Genomic DNA, 22031 nt, shown 5'->3' with positions numbered 1-22031 from the left:
TTTTTTTATTTCTCTTATTGAATCCAAATAATTAGACCCCATATACTTCGTTAAGTAATACGTTAAACGTGAAAGCGGAAGAGAGAATTATATGAACTTGGAACGTTCCGAGCGTATCGAGATCCCGGTATTACCTCTACGTGACGTAGTGGTCTACCCACACATGGTTATTCCATTGTTTGTTGGTCGTGAGAAATCGATTAGTTGTCTAGAAACGGCAATGGAAACAAACAAACAAGTTCTGCTTGTGGCACAAAAGCAAGCTGATACTGACGAGCCGACGGTTGATGACCTATTTGAAGTAGGTACGGTTGCAACCATTCTCCAGCTTCTTAAGCTACCTGACGGCACAGTTAAAGTGTTGGTTGAAGGTCAACAGCGCGCGAAAATTAACCACTTTAAAGAAAGCGAGTTCTTCCTAGCAGAGGCAGAGTTTGTGGTTACGCCTGAGCTTGAAGAGCGTGAGCAAGAAGTGATTGTTCGCAGTGCGATCAACCAATTCGAAGGCTTTATTAAGCTAAACAAAAAGATCCCACCAGAGGTGCTTACCTCACTAAATGGTATTGATGAAGCAGCTCGTCTTGCAGACACCATTGCTGCGCACATGCCTCTAAAGCTGGTGGACAAACAGCAAGTACTTGAAATCGTTGATGTGACTGAGCGTCTTGAATTCCTTATGGGTCAGATGGAATCAGAAATCGATCTTCTTCAAGTCGAAAAACGCATCCGTGGTCGCGTTAAAAAGCAGATGGAAAAATCTCAGCGTGAGTACTACCTGAATGAGCAAATGAAAGCGATTCAGAAAGAACTTGGCGAGATGGAAGATGCTCCTGACGAGTTCGAGACCCTGAAGCAAAAGATCGATGAATCGAAAATGCCTCAGGAAGCGCGTGAAAAGACAGAACAAGAGCTGCAAAAGCTTAAGATGATGTCTCCAATGTCAGCAGAAGCGACAGTGGTGCGTAGCTACATCGATTGGATGGTGAGTGTGCCATGGGCGAAGCGTTCAAAAGTTAAGAAGAACCTTGCGAAAGCAGAAGAGATTCTGAACGAAGACCACTACGGCCTAGAGCGCGTTAAAGAACGTATTCTTGAGTACTTGGCGGTACAAAACCGTATCAACAAACTGAAAGGTCCAATCCTTTGTCTTGTTGGTCCTCCTGGTGTTGGTAAAACATCGCTAGGTCGCTCTATTGCAGCGGCAACGGGTCGTAAGTACACGCGTATGGCACTAGGTGGTGTACGTGATGAAGCTGAAATCCGTGGTCACCGTCGTACATACATTGGCTCGCTACCAGGCAAGCTTATTCAGAAGATGTCGAAAGTAGGCGTGAAAAACCCACTGTTCCTTCTGGATGAAATCGACAAGATGTCTTCAGACATGCGTGGCGATCCATCTTCAGCACTGCTGGAAGTTCTAGACCCAGAACAAAACAACGCGTTTAACGACCATTACCTAGAGGTAGATTACGATCTATCTGACGTTATGTTCGTTGCAACGTCTAACTCGATGGATATTCCTGGTCCTCTACTAGACCGTATGGAAGTGATTCGTCTGTCTGGTTACACTGAAGACGAGAAACTAAACATCGCAAAACGTCACCTTGTTGATAAGCAAGTTCAACGTAATGGCTTGAAACCAAGCGAAATTGTTATCGAAGACTCAGCGATCATTGGCATCATTCGTTACTACACGCGTGAAGCGGGTGTGCGTAGCCTAGAGCGTGAGATTTCTAAGATCTGTCGTAAAGCAGTGAAGAACATCCTGCTTGATAGCAGCTTGAAATCAGTTACCGTGACAATGGAAAACCTAAAAGAGTATCTAGGTGTTCAGCGTCATGACTTCGGTAAAGCGGACGATAGCAACCGTATCGGTCAAGTAACGGGTCTAGCTTGGACACAAGTTGGCGGCGATCTACTGACCATCGAAACTGAATCAATGCCGGGTAAAGGTAAGCTGACGCAAACGGGTTCACTTGGCGACGTAATGAAAGAGTCGATCCAAGCTGCGATGACCGTTGTGCGTTCACGTGCCGAGAAACTGGGTATTAACTCTGACTTCTACGAAAAACGTGATATCCACGTTCACGTACCTGAAGGTGCAACACCAAAAGATGGCCCAAGTGCGGGTATCGCAATGTGTACTGCACTTGTTTCTAGCTTGACGGGTAATCCTGTAAAAGCAGAAGTGGGTATGACGGGTGAAATTACGCTTCGCGGTGAAGTTTTACCTATCGGTGGCCTAAAAGAGAAGTTACTTGCGGCACACCGCGGTGGCATCAAAACGGTACTGATTCCGAAGGACAATGAGCGTGATTTGGAAGAGATTCCAGAAAATGTTATCGCTGATCTGAAGGTTATCCCTGTACAGTGGATCGACGAAGTTCTTAAAGTTGCACTAGAGCAAGACCCGACAGGCGTTGAGTTTCCGTCTCAAAAATAGTGATGTGCAGCAAAAATAAGTAAAACTTTACGCTGATAGGCTCAAAAAGGCTTGTCAGCGTTTTTTTTGGAAGCTAAGTTAAGTTCGATAGCTTCCAGCCCTTGAAGGATAAGGGGTGGGGCATATTTTTTAATTATGGAACGAAACGTCATCACAAAAATAATCACAGATGACACAAAGGGGAAATCACAGTGAATAAAACTCAACTAGTAGAACAAATCGCAGAAAACGCAGACATCTCTAAAGCATCAGCTGGTCGCGCTCTAGATGCATTCATCGAAGCAGTAAGTGGTACGCTTCAGTCTGGTGACCAAGTTGCGCTTGTTGGCTTCGGTACTTTCAGCGTTCGCACTCGTGCAGCACGCACAGGCCGTAACCCAAAAACTGGTGAAGAAATCCAAATCGCAGAAGCTAAAGTACCTTCTTTCAAAGCTGGCAAAGCTCTAAAAGACGCTTGTAACTAATTCTTTGCGTCGATGACGCAGAGCTGGTTCGGCGAACGGCCATTGCATAGTTTTTGTTCAAACAGTCAGATTTGTACAAAAATTTACAAACTAAGAGCCGAACTTTCTTAAATTATGCGCATCCTACTGATGCGCATTTCTTTTTCTGATATTATCGCGACATTACATTTTCTATTAGAAGCAGTCGGCTTCAATTGTGGAGAGCAGTTAAATTATGATGGATCGACTACGCGAAGGCGTGAATAGCATCGCGGTCAAAATTATCCTTGGACTTATCATTCTATCTTTCGTATTTGCAGGTGTAGGTAGCTACATTGTTGGTGGCAACAACAACTCTGCGGCGAAAGTAGGTAATACCGAGATCGCTCGTGGTGAGTTCGAAATGGCTTACCAAAATGAGCGTAACCGCATGCAAGCTCAATTGGGTGACAACTTCTCTCAGTTGCTAGCAGACCCTGCATACGTTGAATCTTTCCGCAAATCAGTTCTAGATCGTATGATCAACGATGTGTTGCTTGATCAACAAGCTGAAGCACTAGGTCTACGCATCAGCGATGCTCAAGTACGTAGCATGATTCTAGACATGCCTCAGTTCCAGTCTAACGGCCAATTTGACCAAGACATCTACCAAGCTTCTTTGCGCCGTGCTGGTTTCTCTCCAGATTCATTTGCAGAGTACATGCGTCGTGAATTGGTTCGTGAGCAACTGCTTAACGCTCTACAAACCAGTGAGTTCACTCTACCAGGTGAAGTTCAGTCAGAAGGTAAGCTGTTCACACAAACTCGTGACGTTCGTACTGTGACTATCGACTTAGCTGAGTTTGCTAAAAAAGTAGATCTTACTGATGAAGAAATTCAAGAGTACTACAAAGCAAATCCAGATATGTTTACTCGCCCAGAGCAAGTAAAAGTCGCTTACATTGAACTATCAGCTGAAGCACTGAAAAAGCAAATCCAAGTTTCTGACGAAGAAGTTAAGAAATACTACGATGATCACCTAGATAAATACTCTTCAGAAGAGCAACGTCGCGTCGCACATATCCTAGTTGAAGGTGATGATGAAGCGAAAGCACAAGCCATTCTTGATGAACTTAACGGTGGTGCAGATTTCGCTAAGCTAGCAGAAGAAAAATCTGATGACTTTGGCAGTGCTGAAAACGGCGGCGACCTAGGTTGGATTGAGCGCGATGTAATGGACCCTGCATTCGAAGAAGCGGCGTTCGCACTTAAGAACCCTGGTGACGTGACTGGTCTAGTGAAGTCTGACTTTGGCTACCACATCATCAAGCTTGAAGAGCTTAAAGACTCTGTTGCTAAGCCTTTCTCTGAAGTCGCAGCTGAAATCAAACAAGAGATGGTTGACCAAAAAGCAGTTGATCAATTCTACGAGCTACAAAACGAGCTAGAGAAAGTGGCGTTTGAATTCCCTGACTCTCTAGACGACGCTTCTAAAGCGGTTGGCCAAGAAGTGAAAACGACAGACTTCATTTCTCAAGTTGACGCGCCTGAAGTGCTTAAGAATCAAGCAGTAATGCAAGCGATTCTAAGCCCAGAAGTGAAAGAAGATGGTCTAAACTCTGAAGCAATCGAAGTCGCACCTGAGCACATCATTGTTGTTCGCGTTGAAGATGCTCGTGACGAGACCGTACTTCCTCTTGCAGAAGTGAAAGACCAAGTTGTTGCTGAATTGTCTCGCGTAAAAGGCGAACAGGGTGCCATCGAGCTAGGTACGAAAGTGGTTGCGGCGCTTAAAGAAGGCAACACGGCTATCCTTGCTGAAAACAATCTAACGTTTGGTGAGCAAGAAACCGTAGACCGTCGTTCTCCACTGGCGAGCACAGTATTTGCTATGGCGAAACCAGTTGATGACAAGCCTGTATACGGCCAGTCAAAAGACCTTGCTGGTAACATCGTGGTTATCGAGCTTGATGCTGTGAAAGCTGAACTAGATGCTTCTTTAGAAGAGCAAGTAGCAATGCAGATGCAACGTGCTTCTTCACAACAAGATCTTACTTCTGTTATCGCAGTACTACGCGCAAACACTGACATTGAGTACTTTGTTGTGAGCAACTAAGCACTACGAATGTAATTTGCATGTTAACTAAAACGGGTCGCATTAGCGGCCCGTTTTATTTTTATCTGAAGTCACTTCAATGCCGTGCTCGGTTTATCTAGAGTAGTCAGTACTTTGACAAGATAACTCAGGAGGAGCACTCAATATGAAATGGATGTTAACGCTGTGCTTAATGCTATTGGCACCAGTGGGATGGGCGGCCGGCGGTGAGACAACAAAGTCGAAATCGTCGAAATACGAAGGTATTGAGATTACTGTTAATGTGAATACCGCTTCAGCGGAAGAGATCGCGACATTACTTAATGGTATTGGCGAGAAGAAAGCCGAACAGATAGTAGAGTATCGTGAAGAACACGGTCCATTCAAAACGGCAGCGGACCTAAGCAAAGTGAAAGGCATTGGGGAAGCAACGGTGAAGAAAAACCAAGAGCGAATTTTGCTGTAAATACATTTTGGCCATTGAAAAGCGAAGTTTCTGTTTCCTATTACTGCTTTCCCGAACCAATCCTCTTTACCGGTTCGGGATTTTTTATTTGGTCAGATTTACATTTGAGGAAGGCCAAAGATCGCTTATCTGGTTTAACCAAAGATCCGGCGATGCATTAACTTTTCCAACCAAGCCATGCCTAAACCACCAATTGCACCAAACAAATGAGCGTCAACCGCAACACGTGCGCCAATCATAGCTGCAGTACTAGTGGAGGGGCCGTAGAATTGCTCCCATGCGACTTTTGCAATTAAGCCACCTACCAACACCAAACTGCTTCTTCTGCCGTCGAAAACCTCACTGAGCGCCCAGAAACCAAAGAGTCCATGCAATACACCTGACAACCCGACATAAACTGACATATTGGTAAAAAGATTCATCGCACCGACAAATGAACAAAGAATCAAAAATACGATGGTGAAGTTACGTGCTGTCGGTCGAAAGATAAAACCAATAACCCATAATCCAGCGAGATTCATGCCGAGATGAGCAAAGTTGGTATGCGTGAGATTTCCTGTTACGATTCGCCACCATTCGCCATGGCGTATATTGTAAGCATGCCATTCAGTCAGGCTTGCCATGGGTTCGAATTGAAGAATTAAACAGATAACGCTGATGATGCTCAGCAATGTATAAAGGTTCACTCTATGTCTCGTTATTGTTCTCAGTGTGGAAAATCGCGCAAAGCCTGTATTTGCCAATGGATTGTACCGCTAGCAAGCGAGGTTGAACTTATCATTCTTCAGCATACGAGTGAAGAACATCGTCCTCTTGGTACGGCACGGATTCTCAATTTGAGCCTAAATCAATGTACTTGCCTGATTGGAGAAGACTTTTCTGACAGTGCGGCCTTGAATGCGTTGCTTGAAGATGAAACCTACCAACATTTCATTCTTTACCCTTCAGAGCAATCGTTGTGCCTTTCTGAATTGGCGACGGTTGCAGAAGTGCCCGATAAGAAAACACGTTTAATCTTACTCGACGGTACTTGGAAGAAAGCCTACAAGATGTGGCAACTGTCGACAAACCTTCATGCTATCCCGACGGTTAAACTACCGGAAGACTTACAAGGTCATTATACGATTCGTAAAGCGCCTTCTGATAACAGCTTGTCGACGGTAGAAGCGGGGTTTCATGCGCTCTCGTTACTTCAACCTAGCAAGGATCTTACTCCTTTGTTGATTGCTTTTGAGAAGATGATTGAATTTCAAATCGCCCAGATGCCTCCGGGCGTATTTGAGAAGAACTATCTGAAAGGTGAGTAGCGAATCTATAGAGCATTCTCTATAAGACAATTGAAGAAAACAACTGACGGTGCAGCTTCTGTGCATGGCCGTCGGTCATCGCTGAGATGTAATCTGCAATGACGCGCATTTTTTCACTCTCATCCATTGCTTCTTTCCAAAGTTCTTGAGTGTGTTTGGGTAGCAAGCGTTCAGGATCTGCACTGAGCGCTTCAAATAAATCCATGATGATTTGCTGGCCTTTGTATTCAACAATCTGTACTTGATGAATTTGAATCACATATTGGCTCACGAAGTGTTTCAATACTTCTAGTGCTTTTGCCATATGAGGTTCAAAACAGGCGTTCCAAGCCAGTAAGTGGTTATTGAATGGCTCATCAACTACTTTGATTGAGATACTCGTCAATAGGGCGTTAACCATGCCACCAATCGCGTCTTTACGTCGATGATGTTTACCACTAAACAACATTTGACCGATGGAACCGATGTGTTCTTCAAACCAAGGGTCTCCGCAATCTGCAAGCTGGCTTGCTGCTCCTTCTTGCCACTGCTGTCGAGTTACCATACCAAGCACAATGGCATCTTCTAAATCATGTACGCCATAGGCGATGTCGTCCGCTAGCTCCATGATTGAGCAGTCCAAAGACTTAAACCGAGTTTTACAGTGCTCCAAGTCTGATTCAGGGCGGCAACGCATTTGGCTTAATAGAGCTTTGTCGTTTTCGGTCAGTGGCGCAATGACCCAATCGAATAAATCCTTATCGCAATCATAAATGCCTTTGGCAGGGCTCCAATCTTTGGCTTTGAGTTTGCGTTGATGCTCAACCGGGGCCGGTAGGCGTGTGGAGCGCGTTTGACTAAGCAGAGCTGGGTACTTTATTAAACCGAGTAAAGCGCGACGTGATAGGTTCATGCCGAAGTGCTCGGTATAAGGTTCAAGCTTGGTGACGATACGGAAGGTTTGAGCATTGCCTTCAAAGCCGCCGTGATCACGCATCATGTAGTTTAAGGCGACTTCACCACCATGCCCATAAGGGGGATGACCAATGTCGTGTGCGAGACACAATGAATCGATCAAGCTGTCAGATGGCAGTAGATCTCGAAATTCAGGTTGCTTCTTTTTTAGTTGGGCAACAATACCTGTACCAAGCTGCGCTGCTTCTAGAGAGTGGGTGAGTCGAGTTCGGTGAAAATCTTCCAAGCTGTTGCCATGCACTTGGGTCTTCGCTTGTAAGCGTCGAAATGCTGCAGAGTGCAGAATGCGTGCACGATCACGTTGATACGGGCTACGATGGTCATCGCGGCGGATTTTATGTTCATCATCATGGCGTTCTTGCCATAAAGCGTTTAATTCAAATGACACATTTCTCTCCATCAACTAGCTAATTTCATCCAGCGATAATTCAAAACTTGGGGCAAAGGTATGAAGGAAGTATTCCATTTCCGGTGTTTTGCGTTCTTGCAATGTGATATCTAAGCGTTTCTTTGCCAAGGCAAATTCGTGATTACCTGCACTGAGTTCTTCCAAGCATTTAAGGTACGCACAGATAGAATCTGCTTGCTTAACGATTTTAGCGTCCTCTTCATGAGCGGAATGCGAAAGCAAGTAGGGGGCGAAATCATCTTGAAACTCTTCAGGTAACATCGAGAGCAGCTTTTGTTCTGCCGCTGCTTCAATCTTCTTATATTCTTTAGAAATTTCAGGGTTGTAGTACTTGACGGGGGTCGGTAGATCACCAGTGAGTACTTCACTCGAATCATGGTACATGGCGAGTATAGCGATACGTTCAGGGTTTAGTGTGCCGCCGAATTTTTTGTTTTTAATTAATGCTAGGGCATGCGCTACGAAGGCAACTTGTAAGCTGTGTTCAGAGACATTTTCTGGCGAGACCGAGCGCATCAGTGGCCAGCGTTGGATGAGTTTCATTCGGGCCAAGTGGGCGAAAAAATGGCTTTCTTTCATTGCACTCTCCTATGTACCGATCCCACAAACCGTTCGTAAGTGACATTGGTATTTGATACGAAAAAGGAGCTCACTGGGAGCTCCTCTAAGCATATGAGAGATCAGCAGTAATTACTACTGGCTATACGTTGATAGGAAACGCTCAAAGCGGCCAATCGCGGTTTCGAGATCTTCTACGTGCGGCAGTGTAACAATACGGAAGTGATCCGGTTTCGGCCAGTTAAAGCCAGAACCTTGTACCAGAAGTACTTTTTCTTGTTTCAAGAAGTCGAGCACCATTTGTTGGTCATTCTTAATGTTGTACATTTTGGTGTCGATTTTCGGGAACAGATACATCGCACCTTTCGGCTTCACACACGAAACACCAGGGATCTGGTTGATCAGTTCGTAAGCTCGGTTACGTTGCTCAAGCAAACGACCACCCGGCAAGATCAGCTCATTAATACTCTGGTAGCCACCCAATGCGGTTTGAATCGCATGTTGCATTGGTACGTTGGCACATAAACGCATCGAAGAGAGCAGTTCTAAGCCATTGATGTAACCTTGTGCTAGATGTTTAGGACCCGTTAGGAACATCCAACCGCCACGGAAACCACAAACGCGATACGCTTTTGAAAGGCCGTTGAACGTCATCACCAACACATCTTCTGTTAGCGTTGCAACCGAGGTGTGTGTCGCGCCGTCGTAAAGGACTTTATCGTAGATTTCATCAGCGAAGATGATCAGGTTGTGTTGGCGCGCAATCTCGATAACTTCTAGTAGGAAATCACGACTGTATACCGCACCTGTTGGGTTGTTCGGGTTGATAAGAACAATACCACGGGTTTTTGGCGTGATTTTCTTTTTGATGTCTTCAAGATCTGGGTACCAGTCTGCCCCTTCATCACAGATATAATGCACAGGTTTACCGCCAGACAAAGCAACAGATGCCGTCCAAAGCGGGTAGTCTGGCGCAGGGATCAGCATTTCGTCGCCATTGTTCAGTAACGCTTGCATCGCCATCACGATCAGCTCTGATACACCGTTACCAACGTATACATCTTCAACATCTAACGATCGGATGCCTTTGCGCTGATAGTGCTGCACGACAGCTTTACGCGCCGAATAAATGCCTTTGGAATCACAATAGCCTTGAGAAGTTGGCAGATTGCGAATGACATCTACTAGAATCTCATCAGGGGCGTCAAAACCAAATGGGGCGGGGTTACCAATGTTTAGCTTTAGGATTTTATGCCCCTCTTCCTCCATGCGTTTAGCATGTTTGAGTACAGGACCCCTAATGTCGTAGCAGACATTGTCGAGTTTTGACGACATCCCGATATTTTGCATTGTTTAATTCCTAAAAAATCGTTAATTTCTTTATTAAAATACAATAATTTGTTTTTTATTAGAATAAAAATCTGTAAATTATCCGTTTGGTGATTAAGTTTTGTTCTGTTGGTATCACAGGAATTTGCAAAAGATCGTATACGACCTTGATTTGCTTTGGGTCTAAACTTAGAGTAGCCGTCAGTTATCCTTTATCCTCACACGTTTCGAGGTTGATTTGTCACAGTTCCATCAAGCCGTAAATAGAATTATCGAGCGAGTTCAGCAAACGGAAGGCAATCAAACACGTTTAATCGAGCCACTCAGCGAGAAACCCAATTTCGCGTTTATAGACTGGCTTGAAGCACAACCACTTTTTCCCAAGTTTTACTGGCAGTCCCGTGATACTCGTGAAGAAGTTGTTGCTCTAGGCCAACTCCACTCCTTTGTCGAGCCTGGACCTGCCTATACGATCCTTGGTGAAGGCCAACGCGTATGGGGCGGTCGTTCATTTGATGGTCAGCACGAGAAAAATCGTCGCTGTATGCCATCCTTCTTTTTTCTTCCGCAAATTGAGTTGATTCGGTTTGACCAGCAATGGTCACTTGCGGTGAATATCGCAGAAGATAAAACTCGTACATTAGCAGGCTTGAAAAAGCTGGTCTCTGATGTGCCTAGCTTAGCGCCAATCTCTTCTCATATCCGTTCGATTGATCACGCTCCGACGGAGCCACAATGGAATGATTTGGTAGAGAAGGTGCTCACTGGTATCGACAATGACGAGTTTAAAAAAGTGGTGTTGGCTCGCAAATCGACTGTTCATTTAGATTCGACACTTTCTGCTGCGCAGCTATTGAAAGCGAGCTACCTCTACAACCATCATAGTTTTCATTTTCTGTTGAGCTTAGACAGTAAACACAGCTTTATGGGATCCACACCAGAGCGTTTGTATTCGCGTATCGGACACGAACTACATACAGAAGCATTAGCCGGTACGATAGGCCGTGGCGAGAATGCGACTCAAGATATGGAATTGGCGAACTGGCTATCTCAAGATTCTAAGAACCTCAATGAGAACCAGTATGTGGTGGACGACATTATTGAACGTCTTTCACCCCACTCAGAAAGCGTTGAAGTTGAAACTGATCCTCGTTTGGTTCGCCTGAGAAAAGTGCAGCATTTAAAGCGTAATATCCATGCGGATCTTAAAACGGGCATTAATGGTGTTCAGTTACTCTCTGCTTTACAGCCGACAGCCGCTGTTGCTGGGTTGCCCCGTAAAGAGTCGATGCAGTTTATTTTAGATAATGAGCCGTTTGCACGCGGCTGGTATGCAGGCTCCATGGGTTATATCAGCCATGAGCGTGCAGAGTTTTGTGTCGCAATCAGAAGTGCGTTGATCCTTGAAGAACAAGTTCAACTGTTTGCTGGCGCGGGTATTGTTCCAGGTTCCATTGCAGAGCATGAATGGGCCGAGTTAGATAAAAAAATGTCAACGTTACTTTCTCTTATTTCAGACCACCCACCGCTTGGGGTTGCATCATGAATGCTGATCAAGCTGTTTTAAATCGAATTTGGTCTGAAACCATCCTGACAGAATTAAACCGCTTTGGTGTAAATCATATCTGTATTGCACCAGGTTCTCGCTCCACCCCTTTAACGGTGGAGGCGGCGGATAATCCAAATTTTACCATTCACACGCACTTTGATGAGCGTGGTTTGGGCTTTATGGCGTTAGGACTAGCAAAAGCCAGTAGAGAGCCTGTGGCATTGATCGTGACCTCTGGTACTGCCGTCGCCAATCTGTTGCCCGCTATTGCAGAGGCAAAACTCACTGGTGAAAAGCTGGTGGTATTGACTGCCGATAGACCAGTCGAGTTGGTAGGGTGTGGTGCAAATCAAGCCATCAATCAACTTGGTATTTTCTCACAGCATGTTTCTGACAGTCTGAATTTGCCAAGCCCGACATTGTCTACGCCACTCAACTGGCTTTTGACCTCTGTGGACGAAGTGATGTTCACGCAGCGGCTAAAAGGCAGTGCGGTACACATCAACTGTGCCTTCCCTGAGCCGTTATACTCAAACGTAGAAAAAAGTACTCACCAAGATTACCTCGATACGGTTGCTGGTTGGAAAGAAAGTCGCGTGACTTATTGTCAACGATTCAACCCGAAAACGAATAGTGCGATTCCAAGTTGTGGTGACAACAAAGGTATCGTGGTCATTGGGAGTTTGCCTTTAGCACAAGCACAGGCTGCACGTTCGTTTGCTGAGCAAATGGGGTGGCCTGTTTTGGCTGACCCTCAAAGTGGTGTGAGTTCGGATTGGGCCCATTTTGATATGTGGTTGCAGCATCCAAGATTGGCGAGCCAGTTAGATAGCTGTGATTTAGTGGTTCAATTTGGTAGCCGAATCATCTCCAAGCGTTTTAACCATTGGCTCGATAAACATGTTTCGCGTAGCCAACATGGTAGAGATATTCAATACTGGTATGTTTCTCCACGTTTAGACCGTGATAATCAAAGCCACTTGCCACAATGGCATTGGGCTGAACAACCGAGCTCTTGGGTAGAACGTACCACAGAGTTTGAATCGGAATATACTGGTTGGGCAGACGACCTTGCGACTGACATTAAGCAAGTGACTCAGCATGCAAAAGGTTTGTTCGTTTCTGATCCTAAGAGTGAGCTAAGCGAGATTGCATTAGCCATTGACGTTGCAGAACGCGCAAAAGGTGTTGACCTGTTTGTGGGTAACAGCTTGTTTGTTCGCTTAATTGATATGTTTGGTAAGCTCGACAATACTGAAGTGTTTACCAACCGTGGTGCTTCAGGCATTGATGGCTTGTTTGCTACCGCAAGTGGTGTTCAACGTGCACGCAACAATCCTATGTTGATGTTCATTGGCGATACGTCGGCATTGTATGGGTTGAACTCACTGGCGTTGTTTACGCACAGTAAGTTACCGTCCGTGTTGGTGATTACGAACAATGATGGCGGCGCGATTTTTGATTTGCTGCCGGTGCCGCAGGAACATCGTGAGTCGTTCTACCAAATGCCTCATGGTTACGACTTTGAGCACGCCGCGAAGCAGTTTGGTTTAGAGTATCGTCAACCAAGCTCATTAGCAGAATACCAATCTATGGTTTCTGAGCATTTTGCTTCAGGGCAAGGCGCATTGGTGATTGAAGTGCAAACGCCGTCTAACCAAGCTGTTGAGCATTTAAAATCGTTCAATAAGAATTTGCATGCTCTATTCTGAGCACTTTCCAGCAACGGAAAAGCACCAAGGTAGCACTTTGCCTACTCTGGTGTTTTTGCATGGCTTGTTAGGTAGCGGAGCGGATTGGCATCTATGCTCAAACGCGTTACCTCAATTCGAACGTGTGACGATTGACCTTCCTGGTCATGGTCAAAGCCAATCTATTTTTTGCAGTGATCTAGATGATTGCTGCAAATTGCTCAATTCCACACTATCTTTACTATTTCCTTCACAACAACCGCTTATTTTGATTGGTTACTCAATGGGTGGACGCATTGCTATGCATGGCCTTGCGCACCAGTGTTTTTCAGATCTCAATATTTGTGGTGCCATTGTTGAAGGAGGAAGCTTCGGTCTACAAAACGAGTCAGATAAGCAGGCCAGATTAAAGAATGACACTCGCTGGGCAAAGCGTTTCAAAATTGAGCCTCTTGCTTGTGTTTTGAACGATTGGTACCAACAGTTGGTCTTTTCTTCACTAAACCATGAGCAAAGACAAACCTTGGTGACAAAACGAAGTGCTAATCTTGGCTCGTCAGTCGCAGATATGTTGCTTGCGACTTCTTTGGCTAAGCAAGGTTATTTGCTACCAGCACTGCAACAACAAGCGGTTCCGCTGTATTACGTGTGCGGTGCTAAAGACAAAAAATTCAGTCAACTGGCAGAAATGAGCGGGTTGGCATATCGACAAATTGAGGGAGCAGGGCATAACGCTCATCAAGAGCAACCCCAGAAGTTTGCGATACAGATTAATCAAATAATTCATTCTCACTTTCAGTGAGAGCAACGAGAACAATGGGAATCACCATGGCTAAAACAGTAGGCATTTCTGAAGAAGAACTTTACGCTCCGGTTCAATGGAAAGATTGCAGCGAGAAATACGAGGATATCCACTATCACAAGTCTGTTGATGGTATCGCGAAAATTACCATTGCACGTCCACAGGTACGTAATGCTTTCCGTCCTCAAACTGTAAAAGAGATGATTGATGCACTGGCAGATGCGCGTTATGACTCGACTGTTGGTGTGATCATCCTGACAGGTCTAGGTGAAGATGCGTTCTGTTCTGGCGGTGACCAGAAGATCCGTGGCGACTACGGCGGCTACAAAGACGACCAAGGTACGCACCACCTAAACGTATTAGACTTCCAACGCGATATTCGTACTTGTCCAAAACCAGTGATCGCATCGGTCGCAGGTTGGGCTGTCGGTGGTGGTCACGTGTTGCACATGATGTGTGACCTGACGATTGCGGCGGAGAATGCACAATTTGGTCAAACTGGTCCTAAGGTGGGCTCTTTTGATGGCGGTTGGGGCGCGTCTTACATGGCTCGTATCGTAGGTCAGAAGAAAGCTCGCGAAATCTGGTTCCTATGTCGTTTCTACAACGCTCAAGAAGCGGTAGACATGGGTCTAGTAAACACGGTTGTACCACTAGAAGACTTAGAGAAAGAAACCGTTCGTTGGTGTCGTGAAGTTCTACAGCACAGCCCAATGGCATTGCGTTGCTTGAAAGCCGCATTGAACGCGGACTGTGATGGTCAAGCTGGCTTGCAAGAACTGGCTGGTAACGCAACCATGATGTTCTACATGACAGATGAAGGCCAAGAAGGCCGCAACGCATTCAACGAGAAACGTCGCCCAGACTTCGACAAGTTCCCTCGTAACCCATAATCCGTAAAGAAAGAGGAGCCTTTGTGCTCCTCTGTTTCGTTTTTCGTCCTGAGCGCCTCGCCCTCTGGGAGGCTAGCGGGTTATCTCGCTAAAAAGTTCAGAATATATGATATTACATAGGATTCGAATTATGCGTAAAGCGAAGATTTATCGTTACTCTCTACCAATGGACAGTGGCGTTATATTACGTGACAACAAACTGACTGAGCGTGTTGGCTTCATTCTTGAATTAACTGACGGCGACAAAATTGGTCTTGGTGAAGTTGCACCTTTAACGGGCTTTAGCCTTGAAGGCACTGAGGAAGCGGGTGTTCAACTGCAAGCTCAAGCGGAGCGTTGGGTAGCGGATTTACCCGTGGATTACAACCACATGTATCCGTCTGTGGCGTTTGGCTTATCGATGGCTCAACTTGAGCTAGAAGGCGGTCTACCGGCACAAGGGCAGTATCAAGCTGCGCCCCTGTGTAATGGTGACCCTGATGAGCTGATTCCTAAACTGAACGAAATGGAAGGCGAGAAAGTTGCGAAGGTAAAAGTGGGTCTATACGAACCGATTCGCGACGGTATGCTAGTGAACTTATTTCTTGAGTCGATACCGCAGCTGACACTTCGCCTTGATGCAAACCGTGCTTGGACGCCAGAAAAAGCGCAGCAGTTTGCTAAGTACATTGCCCCATCACTGCGTCAGCGTATCACCTTCTTGGAAGAACCATGCCGCTCTCCGGGTGACAGTCTGTCGTTTGCTATCAATACGGGGATTGCTATCGCGTGGGATGAAACGCTACAGGATGCGGTTCGTCGTGAAGACTTCTGCCTAGAAGATCTTACCGGTGTGAAGACCATCATTATTAAGCCAACGTTGATCGGCTCGGTTGAGTTTTGTATTAAGCTGATTGAGAAGGCTAAAACTCTGGGTATCAAAGCTGTGATAAGCTCAAGTATTGAATCCAGCTTGGGTCTGAACCAGTTAGCACGTTTAGCTCAATGGCAACTGCCGAATGAAATCCCTGGCTTGGATACAATTGGCTTGTACAAAGCGCAATTGGAACAGGGGTGGCCTAAATGTGAACTTCCAATTATTCCGCTATCAGAGCAGGAGTTAGTGTGGCATTCAGCATAGAGACGATTGCGATTGCACCATGGAAATATTGGGCTCAAATGAGCCCTTTTTCTATTGCGCTGGAAACAACCAAAGAGTCTATAAATTGGCAGCAATTAGCATCTCGCGTTGACCGATATGCGCATTATTTGCAGCAGCAGGGACTGGCAAATGGTGATGTCTTGACTTTAGTCGGCAAGAATCAAGTCGATGCATTGTTGCTTTCCCTTGCTGCCCAGCAATTGGGCGCTATTGTAGCGTTGACGATGCCGCAGCCTTTGGACGCATTGCATGGCAAGCTCAAGACACTTTACAAAACTCATCAACAACGTTTTGTTTGGTTTGCTGATAGCCTAGCGAATGCTTATTCAGGGCGTCAGTTGTCACAACTCGATGCGACGTTTATTTCCATTCAGAACATGATAAACGCGGATGTCGTTACTCCAACTGACGGCTATGCGCGTGATGTACTCGCTACTATCGTATTTACTTCCGGTTCAACGGGAACGCCCAAAGCAGTAGCTCACAACCATCTACAGCACTTTGCTTCAGCACAAGGTTTGTTAGAGGAGTTTCGATTTACTCAACGAAATACTTGGTTGTTGTCACTGCCGCTCTACCATGTATCTGGCCTTGCGATCGTTTATCGTTGGTTGTTTGCAGGCGCAACGCTCAAAGTAGGAAACGGGAATCTTGCTGATGATATTCTTGGTGTCTCTCATGCCTCTCTCGTTGCGACGCAGCTTAAGCGTTTACTGGATGAACAAGTCGAATTGTCTCTCACGCATGTCTTACTCGGCGGCAGTCATGTTGCCCATGAGTTGGCACTGCGAGCAACAAAGCAAGGCATTGAAACTTGGTTAGGTTATGGCATGACAGAAGCTGCGTCTACCGTAACAGCTAAGCGAATCGATAGCATCAGCAATGCGGGGCATCTGTTGCAAAACCGCGATATTAAGCTGGTGGAACAACGTATTTATATCGGCGGCAAGACGCTGGCAGCAGGCTATTTTCATCAAGGTAATATTACTTCTTTCCTGAATGAAAGTGGTTGGTTCGACAGCAAAGACTTAGGTGAATGGCAAGGGGATGAACTCAAGATCATTGGTCGAGCAGATAACCAATTTATCTCTGGTGGAGAAAACGTTCATTGTGAAGAGATAGAAGCGACACTGAACCAAATAGAGAGTGTTTCGCAGAGTATCGTTGTACCGGTAGAAGATGTGGAATTTGGACATCGACCAGTAGCAGTGATGCAGACGGATTCATTATTGGACAATGCTCAATACGAGCAACACCTGCAAACTAAGCTAGAAAAATTCAAATGGCCGGTCGCGTATTATGTAATGCCTCAAACCTTATTGGCTGGAGGAATTAAAGTATCGCGCAAAGCGGTAAAAGACTGGTTAAAAAATGAAGTGCAAAACGGTGACTAAGCGTTATTGCACTTCAGGGGGATGTGGTGATGGTGAGTCACCACAATTCTTTAGTTAGCGAGGGCGACTTTCATTTGCTCCGCTACTTTATCTACTTTACCTAGGCCGATGATGACTTGCAGGCCACCTTTACCAATACAAACTACACCTGCTGCGCCGAGCTGTTTTAGTTTTGCTTCGTCAGCCAGTGAGGAATCTTTTACGGTTAAGCGTAGGCGGGTAATACAGTTGTCTACCTCTAGGATGTTATCTGCACCACCGATAGCGGCAATGTAATCTTTTGCAAGTTCACCAACGTTTTCTGTTACTTCCTTCTCCATGTCTTCGCCACGACCCGGAGTGCGCAGGTTGAACTTAACGATCGCGAAGCGGAATATCGTGTAGTACAGAGCGAAGAACGCTAAACCTTGTGGGATCAACATGTACCATTTGGTTGCTAGTGGATTTTGGCTTGAAAGCACAAAGTCTACGAACCCAGCGGAGAAACCGAAGCCTGCCATCCATTGCATGCTTGCAGCAATGTACATAGAAATGCCCGTTAGTACTGCGTGGATTAGGTAAAGCACAGGCGCTAGGAACATAAAGCTGAACTCTAGTGGTTCGGTGATGCCTGTGAAGAAAGACGCCATTGCAGCGGCAAGCATGATAGAAAATACTTTGTTTTTGTTCTCTTTATCTGCGCAGTGGTACATCGCAAGCGCAGCGCCCGGCAGGCCAAACATCATGATAGGGAAGAAGCCTGCTTGGTACATACCAGTTTGGCCAACAACCCCAGTGCCATTCGCAATAGATTGTGCACCACCGAGGAAGTTTGGAATGTCATTAATCCCAACTACATCAAACCAGAACACTGGGTAAAGCGCATGGTGCATGCCGATGGTCAGCATCAGGCGGTTGAAGAAACCAAAAAGACCGGCACCGACAGCGCCCATTGCTTCCAACTTAGTGCCGAAAATGATCAGTGCATCGTAAATCACAGGCCAAACGTAAAGCAGAACGAAGGCCAATGCCATACCAGCAATAGAAGTTAGGATCGGAACTAGGCGTTTTCCACTGAAGAACGCTAATGCCTTAGGTTCTGATGTTTGGCAACGTTGGGTTTCACACATGTCGTTGGAGGTAGATGCATTCCAACACTTCTACTGTGTTAGCCATCGAGATATGGCGGTGTTAGCGGCAAGAAACAACGTTGGTGTGGCGATGGGGCGATATAGATTCGTTTAGATAGGGGGAGCTCGTTAGCCCTTACCCGGCGATGGACACTCAATTAGGATATGATCTGTCCATCTGGATATGAGCACCGCCCTAAAGTGAAGACTTTCATTTCATGGGTGGAGAGCCAACTTAGTTGATTTAGCAATGAATTAGTCGAAAAGGGAATTTCGAATCCTTATAACTCTGAATCATAATTATGCTTAAAGATTAAGAAATAAAGAATAAGGTTCAGGATGATCAAATTAGCTTTGGTGGCAGCGGTGTTGCTACAAATTGGCCTTGCGATGAGCACTGAGGGACTAACGCGCTCATTGGCTGAGCTAACCGCCTTTCTGGTCGCGATAGCTTTAGTGTTGGTACACAAAAACCAGAGCGCGAAAAAAGCAGAGCTCACCCAGCCACAGAAAGTTAATTAAGGTTTAGCTCAGCAGTAGCCAACCGAGTGATGTTGTAGAAATCAGCACCCACAGTGTGACACCAAACAATAATGGTTTTGCCCCTGCCGACTTCAGCTTCGATACTGAAATACTGCAACCAATCAAGAACAGACACACCACAAGCGCTTGCTTAGCAATAGCAAAGATGCCTTGATACACCACTTCAAATTGCGGGAAGAAGTCGCTGAATGCAATAGCAGCGCAGTACCAGAAAATGAAGTAAGGAATTACTAACTTGCTTTTACCTTCTTTACCGTTTCCACGAGAAAAGATCACGGCACTGATCAGTGCGACAGGAATGATCCACAATGCGCGAGCAAGCTTCAATGTGGTTGCGGTAGTCAATGCTTCTTCACCGTAAGCAGATGCCGCACCCACAACGGAAGAGGTATCGTGAATTGCAATCGCAGCCCACGTTCCGAACGTATGCTGATCCAAACCAATAGCGTGACCAATTACAGGGAAGATAAACAGCGCCAGTGAGTTCAGAACGAAAACCGTGGCAAGTGCAAGACCGATTTGTTCGTCCTTTGCTTTGATCGCTGGAGCGACAGCAGCAATCGCACTACCACCACAAATGGCAGTACCAGAAGCAATCAAATATGCCGTTGTGCGTTCAAGTTTTATTGCTTTGGCAATCATCATGCCGATCACAAGTGTGCCAAGGATGGTCGCGATGATTAGACCTATTCCATCAGACGTGACCGCGAGAGCTTGGTCAAAGTGAATCCCAAAGCCCAAACCAATAATGGAATAAGAAAGCAGCTTCTTGGTAAATGAAGCAATAGGAAGCTCTGTCGGTACTAGGCTAAAACTCGCCAAAAGAAAACCGATCACAAGCGCGATAGGAGAGGACACAAAAGGGGTTAAACAAAACAGCAGTGCCAATCCAAAGGGGATATTCTTTGTATTCAAGGGTGTCTTCGTTGTAGTGAGTTAAAGCGCAGAGTATATCGTAACGCCTATGGTCAGAAAGTCTTAATGAATTGAACGTGCGTTCAGAAAAGCTAAACGCATGTTCAAAAATTAAGAATTGTTCTGTTTGAGTTTAGCGCCAGTCGCCGCGAAGTGCTTTTACTTTCTCAAACATAGCTTGTGCTGTGGCATGTTTTGGATCGACAGGTGCACCAGCTTCGATTTCCAGTCTAGACCAGAAACGCGTTGGTAAGCCCTTACATGCTCGGCCTTTTGCGCGACTGAAGTAGCTGCCCCATAAGCCTTTCAACGCCATTGGTATCACTGGAACAGGGCTACGACGAAGGATGATGTCTATACCGCGCATAAACTCGTTCATCTCACCATCTGATGTCAAACGACCTTCAGGGAAAATACACACAATATGCCCCTCACTTAGTGCCGCCTCAACATCACTGAATGCACGACGAATAGAAGTGCGATTGCTGGCCGAGATCGGAATCACGCCAGCTCGGCGAAGAAAACGTCGTAGAGGTGGAAGGTTGGCGTAATCTTCTTCCATCACAAAGCGAATCAAGCGTGGGCAAACCGCACTTAATAGTAGCGAGTCCATATAACTCACATGATTACATACGATTAATGCACCACCATGCTCAGGAAGGTGGTGCAAATTCTTGTGTTTTACGCGGTAAATCGTGTGAGTGACTACCCACATAGCAAAGCGCACAACGAAAATTGGGATTTGCAGGAAAATGTATGCCGCAACTAAGAAATTTAAAACAGCCAATAGAGCGAACAATTGAGGGATGGTCATTTCAAGCACGCTTAGGCAGACGATACCCAATATTGCGCTACCCACCATAAACAACGAGTTAAAGATGTTTAGCCCCGCAATGACTTGTGCTCGCTCTGTCTCTTTTGCTCTGTGTTGCATAAGCGCGTACAGCGGTACGATGAACAAGCCGCCAGAGATTCCGATCATTAGTAGATAGAAGAACAGCGGCCAAAAAGCGTCGAAGCTTACAAACTCAACAAAGGTATGAAATCGAGGTAAGTCTGTAGGAATAGATGTCGCCATCAAGAAGCCGAATATGGTGATACCTAGAGCACCAATCGGTACGATTCCTACTTCAATTCTGTGGTTTGAGAGCCAGTTACAGGCCATTGAGCCAACAGCAATACCGACCGAGAACAAAGCTAACAGAAATGAAACCGCGCTCTCTGTACCATTCAAATACTCTTTCGTGAAATTAGGGAACTGGGTGAGGTAAGCCGCGCCTAAGAACCAGAACCAGCTGATTGCCATGATGCATTGGAAGACGATGCGGTCAGACTTGGCAATAGAAAGCGTGTGTTTGGTTTGTTTGTATGGCTGCCATTTAAATTGAATATCGGGAGCGCTAGCGGAAGCAAAGGGAATTGAACGGCTTGATAAGTAGCCAAGAAGGGCAAAGATAACCACACAAAATGCAGCAAGGTATTTAGCGTTATCTGCGGAAGCAATCAGCCCTGCGCCTAGTGTACCGATCAAAATAGCAATAAAGGTACCAGCTTCTACTAGTGCATTGCCCGGAACGAGTTCTTTCTCGTTAAGTTGTTGTGGTAGCAATGCATATTTGACTGGGCCGAAGAATGCTGACTGCGTGCCCATCAGGAATAACAGTAGGAGTAAAATACCGTAGCTCTCGGTAATGAAACCTACAGCCCCAAGCAACATTATGCCAATCTCGAACAGTTTTACCTTACGGATAAACCAAGATTTTTCATACTTATCGGCCAGCACCCCTGCTGATGCGGAAAATAGAAAGAACGGGAGGATGAACAAGCCAGCAGCTAAGTTGATAAATAAGTTGCTAGAAACGGGCAGTGCACTAGACCCCGCAAAGGCGACAAACAGCAACAGCACATTTTTGAAGATATTGTCGTTGAAAGCACCAAAAAACTGGGTAATAAAATAGGGAAGGAACTTTCGTTGCCTAAGCAAGGACGACTGGCTGTCTGATGACATGAA

At 45.7% G+C, this 22031-nt stretch carries 18 protein-coding genes and 2 pseudogenes; 13 read left to right on the top strand and 7 right to left on the bottom strand.

Annotated elements, in window-relative coordinates; translation table 11 throughout:
- Nucleotides 1-91: 91 nt before the first annotated feature.
- From lon to C1S74_RS06080, 4 genes are all read left to right on the top strand, one after another.
- On the top strand, nucleotides 92-2443 hold the full coding sequence (gene lon / locus C1S74_RS06095; protein WP_038879414.1) for an endopeptidase La: 2352 nt from the start codon (nucleotides 92-94) through the stop codon (nucleotides 2441-2443).
- Between the two features lie 191 nt (nucleotides 2444-2634).
- Nucleotides 2635-2907 carry an HU family DNA-binding protein gene (locus tag C1S74_RS06090; RefSeq protein ID WP_005430934.1) on the top strand — a complete coding sequence of 91 codons (273 nt, stop codon included), beginning with the start codon at nucleotides 2635-2637 and terminating at the stop codon, nucleotides 2905-2907.
- A gap of 214 nt (nucleotides 2908-3121) precedes the next feature.
- Nucleotides 3122-4981, top strand: a complete 1860-nt coding sequence (gene ppiD, locus C1S74_RS06085; RefSeq protein WP_045403715.1) for a peptidylprolyl isomerase — start codon at nucleotides 3122-3124, stop codon at nucleotides 4979-4981.
- Between the two features lie 145 nt (nucleotides 4982-5126).
- On the top strand, nucleotides 5127-5426 hold the full coding sequence (locus tag C1S74_RS06080; RefSeq protein ID WP_038865551.1) for a ComEA family DNA-binding protein: 300 nt from the start codon (nucleotides 5127-5129) through the stop codon (nucleotides 5424-5426).
- 134 nt (nucleotides 5427-5560) lie between these two features.
- Here the strand turns inward: C1S74_RS06080 and rrtA are convergent, their stop codons facing one another.
- The gene (gene rrtA / locus C1S74_RS06075; RefSeq protein ID WP_038879420.1) at nucleotides 5561-6112 is read right to left on the bottom strand and encodes a rhombosortase; all 552 of its coding nucleotides are present in this window, start codon (nucleotides 6110-6112) and stop codon (nucleotides 5561-5563) included.
- 3 nt (nucleotides 6113-6115) lie between these two features.
- Between rrtA and C1S74_RS06070 the strand changes: the two genes are divergently transcribed.
- Nucleotides 6116-6733, top strand: a complete 618-nt coding sequence (locus C1S74_RS06070) for a tRNA-uridine aminocarboxypropyltransferase (RefSeq protein ID WP_045403720.1) — start codon at nucleotides 6116-6118, stop codon at nucleotides 6731-6733.
- 19 nt (nucleotides 6734-6752) lie between these two features.
- Here C1S74_RS06070 and C1S74_RS06065 read toward each other — a convergent pair whose 3' ends face one another.
- The 3 genes from C1S74_RS06065 to C1S74_RS06055 form a co-directional block, all read right to left on the bottom strand.
- Complete coding sequence (locus C1S74_RS06065) at nucleotides 6753-8087, bottom strand: anti-phage deoxyguanosine triphosphatase (protein ID WP_045403721.1); 1335 nt, start codon at nucleotides 8085-8087, stop codon at nucleotides 6753-6755.
- A gap of 3 nt (nucleotides 8088-8090) precedes the next feature.
- Nucleotides 8091-8675 carry a 5'-deoxynucleotidase gene (gene yfbR, locus C1S74_RS06060; RefSeq protein WP_038865545.1) on the bottom strand — a complete coding sequence of 195 codons (585 nt, stop codon included), beginning with the start codon at nucleotides 8673-8675 and terminating at the stop codon, nucleotides 8091-8093.
- Between the two features lie 114 nt (nucleotides 8676-8789).
- Entirely contained in the window at nucleotides 8790-10004 is a 1215-nt protein-coding gene (locus C1S74_RS06055) for a pyridoxal phosphate-dependent aminotransferase (RefSeq protein WP_005437583.1), read from the bottom strand.
- Between the two features lie 217 nt (nucleotides 10005-10221).
- Here C1S74_RS06055 and C1S74_RS06050 point away from each other — a divergent pair, with 217 nt between their 5' ends.
- The 6 genes from C1S74_RS06050 (at nucleotide 10222) to menE (ending at nucleotide 17453) form a co-directional block, all read left to right on the top strand.
- On the top strand, nucleotides 10222-11529 hold the full coding sequence (locus tag C1S74_RS06050) for an isochorismate synthase (protein WP_045403722.1): 1308 nt from the start codon (nucleotides 10222-10224) through the stop codon (nucleotides 11527-11529).
- Nucleotides 11526-13244: a 2-succinyl-5-enolpyruvyl-6-hydroxy-3-cyclohexene-1-carboxylic-acid synthase gene (gene menD / locus C1S74_RS06045; RefSeq protein WP_045403724.1), complete on the top strand. Its 1719-nt coding sequence runs from the start codon at nucleotides 11526-11528 to the stop codon at nucleotides 13242-13244. The genes C1S74_RS06050 and menD overlap by 4 nt, the downstream gene beginning before the upstream one ends.
- Nucleotides 13231-14025: a 2-succinyl-6-hydroxy-2,4-cyclohexadiene-1-carboxylate synthase gene (menH, locus tag C1S74_RS06040; protein ID WP_045403725.1), complete on the top strand. Its 795-nt coding sequence runs from the start codon at nucleotides 13231-13233 to the stop codon at nucleotides 14023-14025. The genes menD and menH overlap by 14 nt, the downstream gene beginning before the upstream one ends.
- A 26-nt stretch (nucleotides 14026-14051) precedes the next feature.
- Complete coding sequence (menB, locus tag C1S74_RS06035) at nucleotides 14052-14918, top strand: 1,4-dihydroxy-2-naphthoyl-CoA synthase (protein ID WP_042604634.1); 867 nt, start codon at nucleotides 14052-14054, stop codon at nucleotides 14916-14918.
- Between the two features lie 130 nt (nucleotides 14919-15048).
- A complete protein-coding gene (gene menC / locus C1S74_RS06030) occupies nucleotides 15049-16038 on the top strand; it encodes an o-succinylbenzoate synthase (protein WP_045403727.1) in 990 nt (329 codons plus the stop codon).
- Nucleotides 16023-17453: an o-succinylbenzoate--CoA ligase gene (gene menE, locus C1S74_RS06025; protein ID WP_045403729.1), complete on the top strand. Its 1431-nt coding sequence runs from the start codon at nucleotides 16023-16025 to the stop codon at nucleotides 17451-17453. The genes menC and menE overlap by 16 nt, the downstream gene beginning before the upstream one ends.
- Before the next feature lie 50 nt (nucleotides 17454-17503).
- On the opposite strand, the pseudogene C1S74_RS06020 reads toward menE, so the two are convergent.
- Nucleotides 17504-18529: pseudogene (locus tag C1S74_RS06020) on the bottom strand (PTS transporter subunit EIIC); the annotation flags it as partial.
- Here C1S74_RS06020 and C1S74_RS06015 point away from each other — a divergent pair.
- Both C1S74_RS06015 and C1S74_RS06010 read left to right on the top strand, forming a co-directional pair.
- A pseudogene (locus C1S74_RS06015) lies at nucleotides 18519-18805 on the top strand (transcriptional regulator); the annotation flags it as partial. The pseudogenes C1S74_RS06020 and C1S74_RS06015 overlap by 11 nt on opposite strands.
- Before the next feature lie 96 nt (nucleotides 18806-18901).
- The gene (locus C1S74_RS06010; RefSeq protein WP_038865532.1) at nucleotides 18902-19084 is read left to right on the top strand and encodes a hypothetical protein; all 183 of its coding nucleotides are present in this window, start codon (nucleotides 18902-18904) and stop codon (nucleotides 19082-19084) included.
- A gap of 3 nt (nucleotides 19085-19087) precedes the next feature.
- Here C1S74_RS06010 and C1S74_RS06005 read toward each other — a convergent pair whose 3' ends face one another.
- Entirely contained in the window at nucleotides 19088-20020 is a 933-nt protein-coding gene (locus C1S74_RS06005; protein ID WP_095760217.1) for a YeiH family protein, read from the bottom strand.
- A gap of 133 nt (nucleotides 20021-20153) precedes the next feature.
- Nucleotides 20154-22028 (bottom strand): MFS transporter, encoded by a 1875-nt coding sequence (locus C1S74_RS06000; RefSeq protein WP_045403731.1) that lies wholly within the window; start codon nucleotides 22026-22028, stop codon nucleotides 20154-20156.
- Nucleotides 22029-22031: the final 3 nt, after the last annotated feature.

This window comes from Vibrio hyugaensis (assembly GCF_002906655.1).
Classification (GTDB): domain Bacteria; phylum Pseudomonadota; class Gammaproteobacteria; order Enterobacterales; family Vibrionaceae; genus Vibrio; species Vibrio hyugaensis.
The sequence above is the reverse complement of the archived record's forward strand: the minus strand, read 5'-3'. Positions and strand labels throughout refer to the sequence as shown.

Bases quoted from the DNA above. Each gene is read 5' to 3' on its own strand.
- C1S74_RS06070 (WP_045403720.1), top strand. From the start codon at position 6,116: ATGTCTCGTTATTGTTCTCAGTGTGGAAAATCGCGCAAAGCCTGTATT.
- menH (WP_045403725.1), top strand. From the start codon at position 13,231: ATGCTCTATTCTGAGCACTTTCCAGCAACGGAAAAGCACCAAGGTAGC.
- menD (WP_045403724.1), top strand. From the start codon at position 11,526: ATGAATGCTGATCAAGCTGTTTTAAATCGAATTTGGTCTGAAACCATC.
- ppiD (WP_045403715.1), top strand. From the start codon at position 3,122: ATGATGGATCGACTACGCGAAGGCGTGAATAGCATCGCGGTCAAAATT.
- C1S74_RS06080 (WP_038865551.1), top strand. From the start codon at position 5,127: ATGAAATGGATGTTAACGCTGTGCTTAATGCTATTGGCACCAGTGGGA.
- C1S74_RS06065 (WP_045403721.1), bottom strand. From the start codon at position 8,087: ATGGAGAGAAATGTGTCATTTGAATTAAACGCTTTATGGCAAGAACGC.
- C1S74_RS06010 (WP_038865532.1), top strand. From the start codon at position 18,902: ATGATCAAATTAGCTTTGGTGGCAGCGGTGTTGCTACAAATTGGCCTT.
- menB (WP_042604634.1), top strand. From the start codon at position 14,052: ATGGCTAAAACAGTAGGCATTTCTGAAGAAGAACTTTACGCTCCGGTT.
- C1S74_RS06000 (WP_045403731.1), bottom strand. From the start codon at position 22,028: ATGTCATCAGACAGCCAGTCGTCCTTGCTTAGGCAACGAAAGTTCCTT.
- C1S74_RS06055 (WP_005437583.1), bottom strand. From the start codon at position 10,004: ATGCAAAATATCGGGATGTCGTCAAAACTCGACAATGTCTGCTACGAC.
- yfbR (WP_038865545.1), bottom strand. From the start codon at position 8,675: ATGAAAGAAAGCCATTTTTTCGCCCACTTGGCCCGAATGAAACTCATC.
- lon (WP_038879414.1), top strand. From the start codon at position 92: ATGAACTTGGAACGTTCCGAGCGTATCGAGATCCCGGTATTACCTCTA.
- menC (WP_045403727.1), top strand. From the start codon at position 15,049: ATGCGTAAAGCGAAGATTTATCGTTACTCTCTACCAATGGACAGTGGC.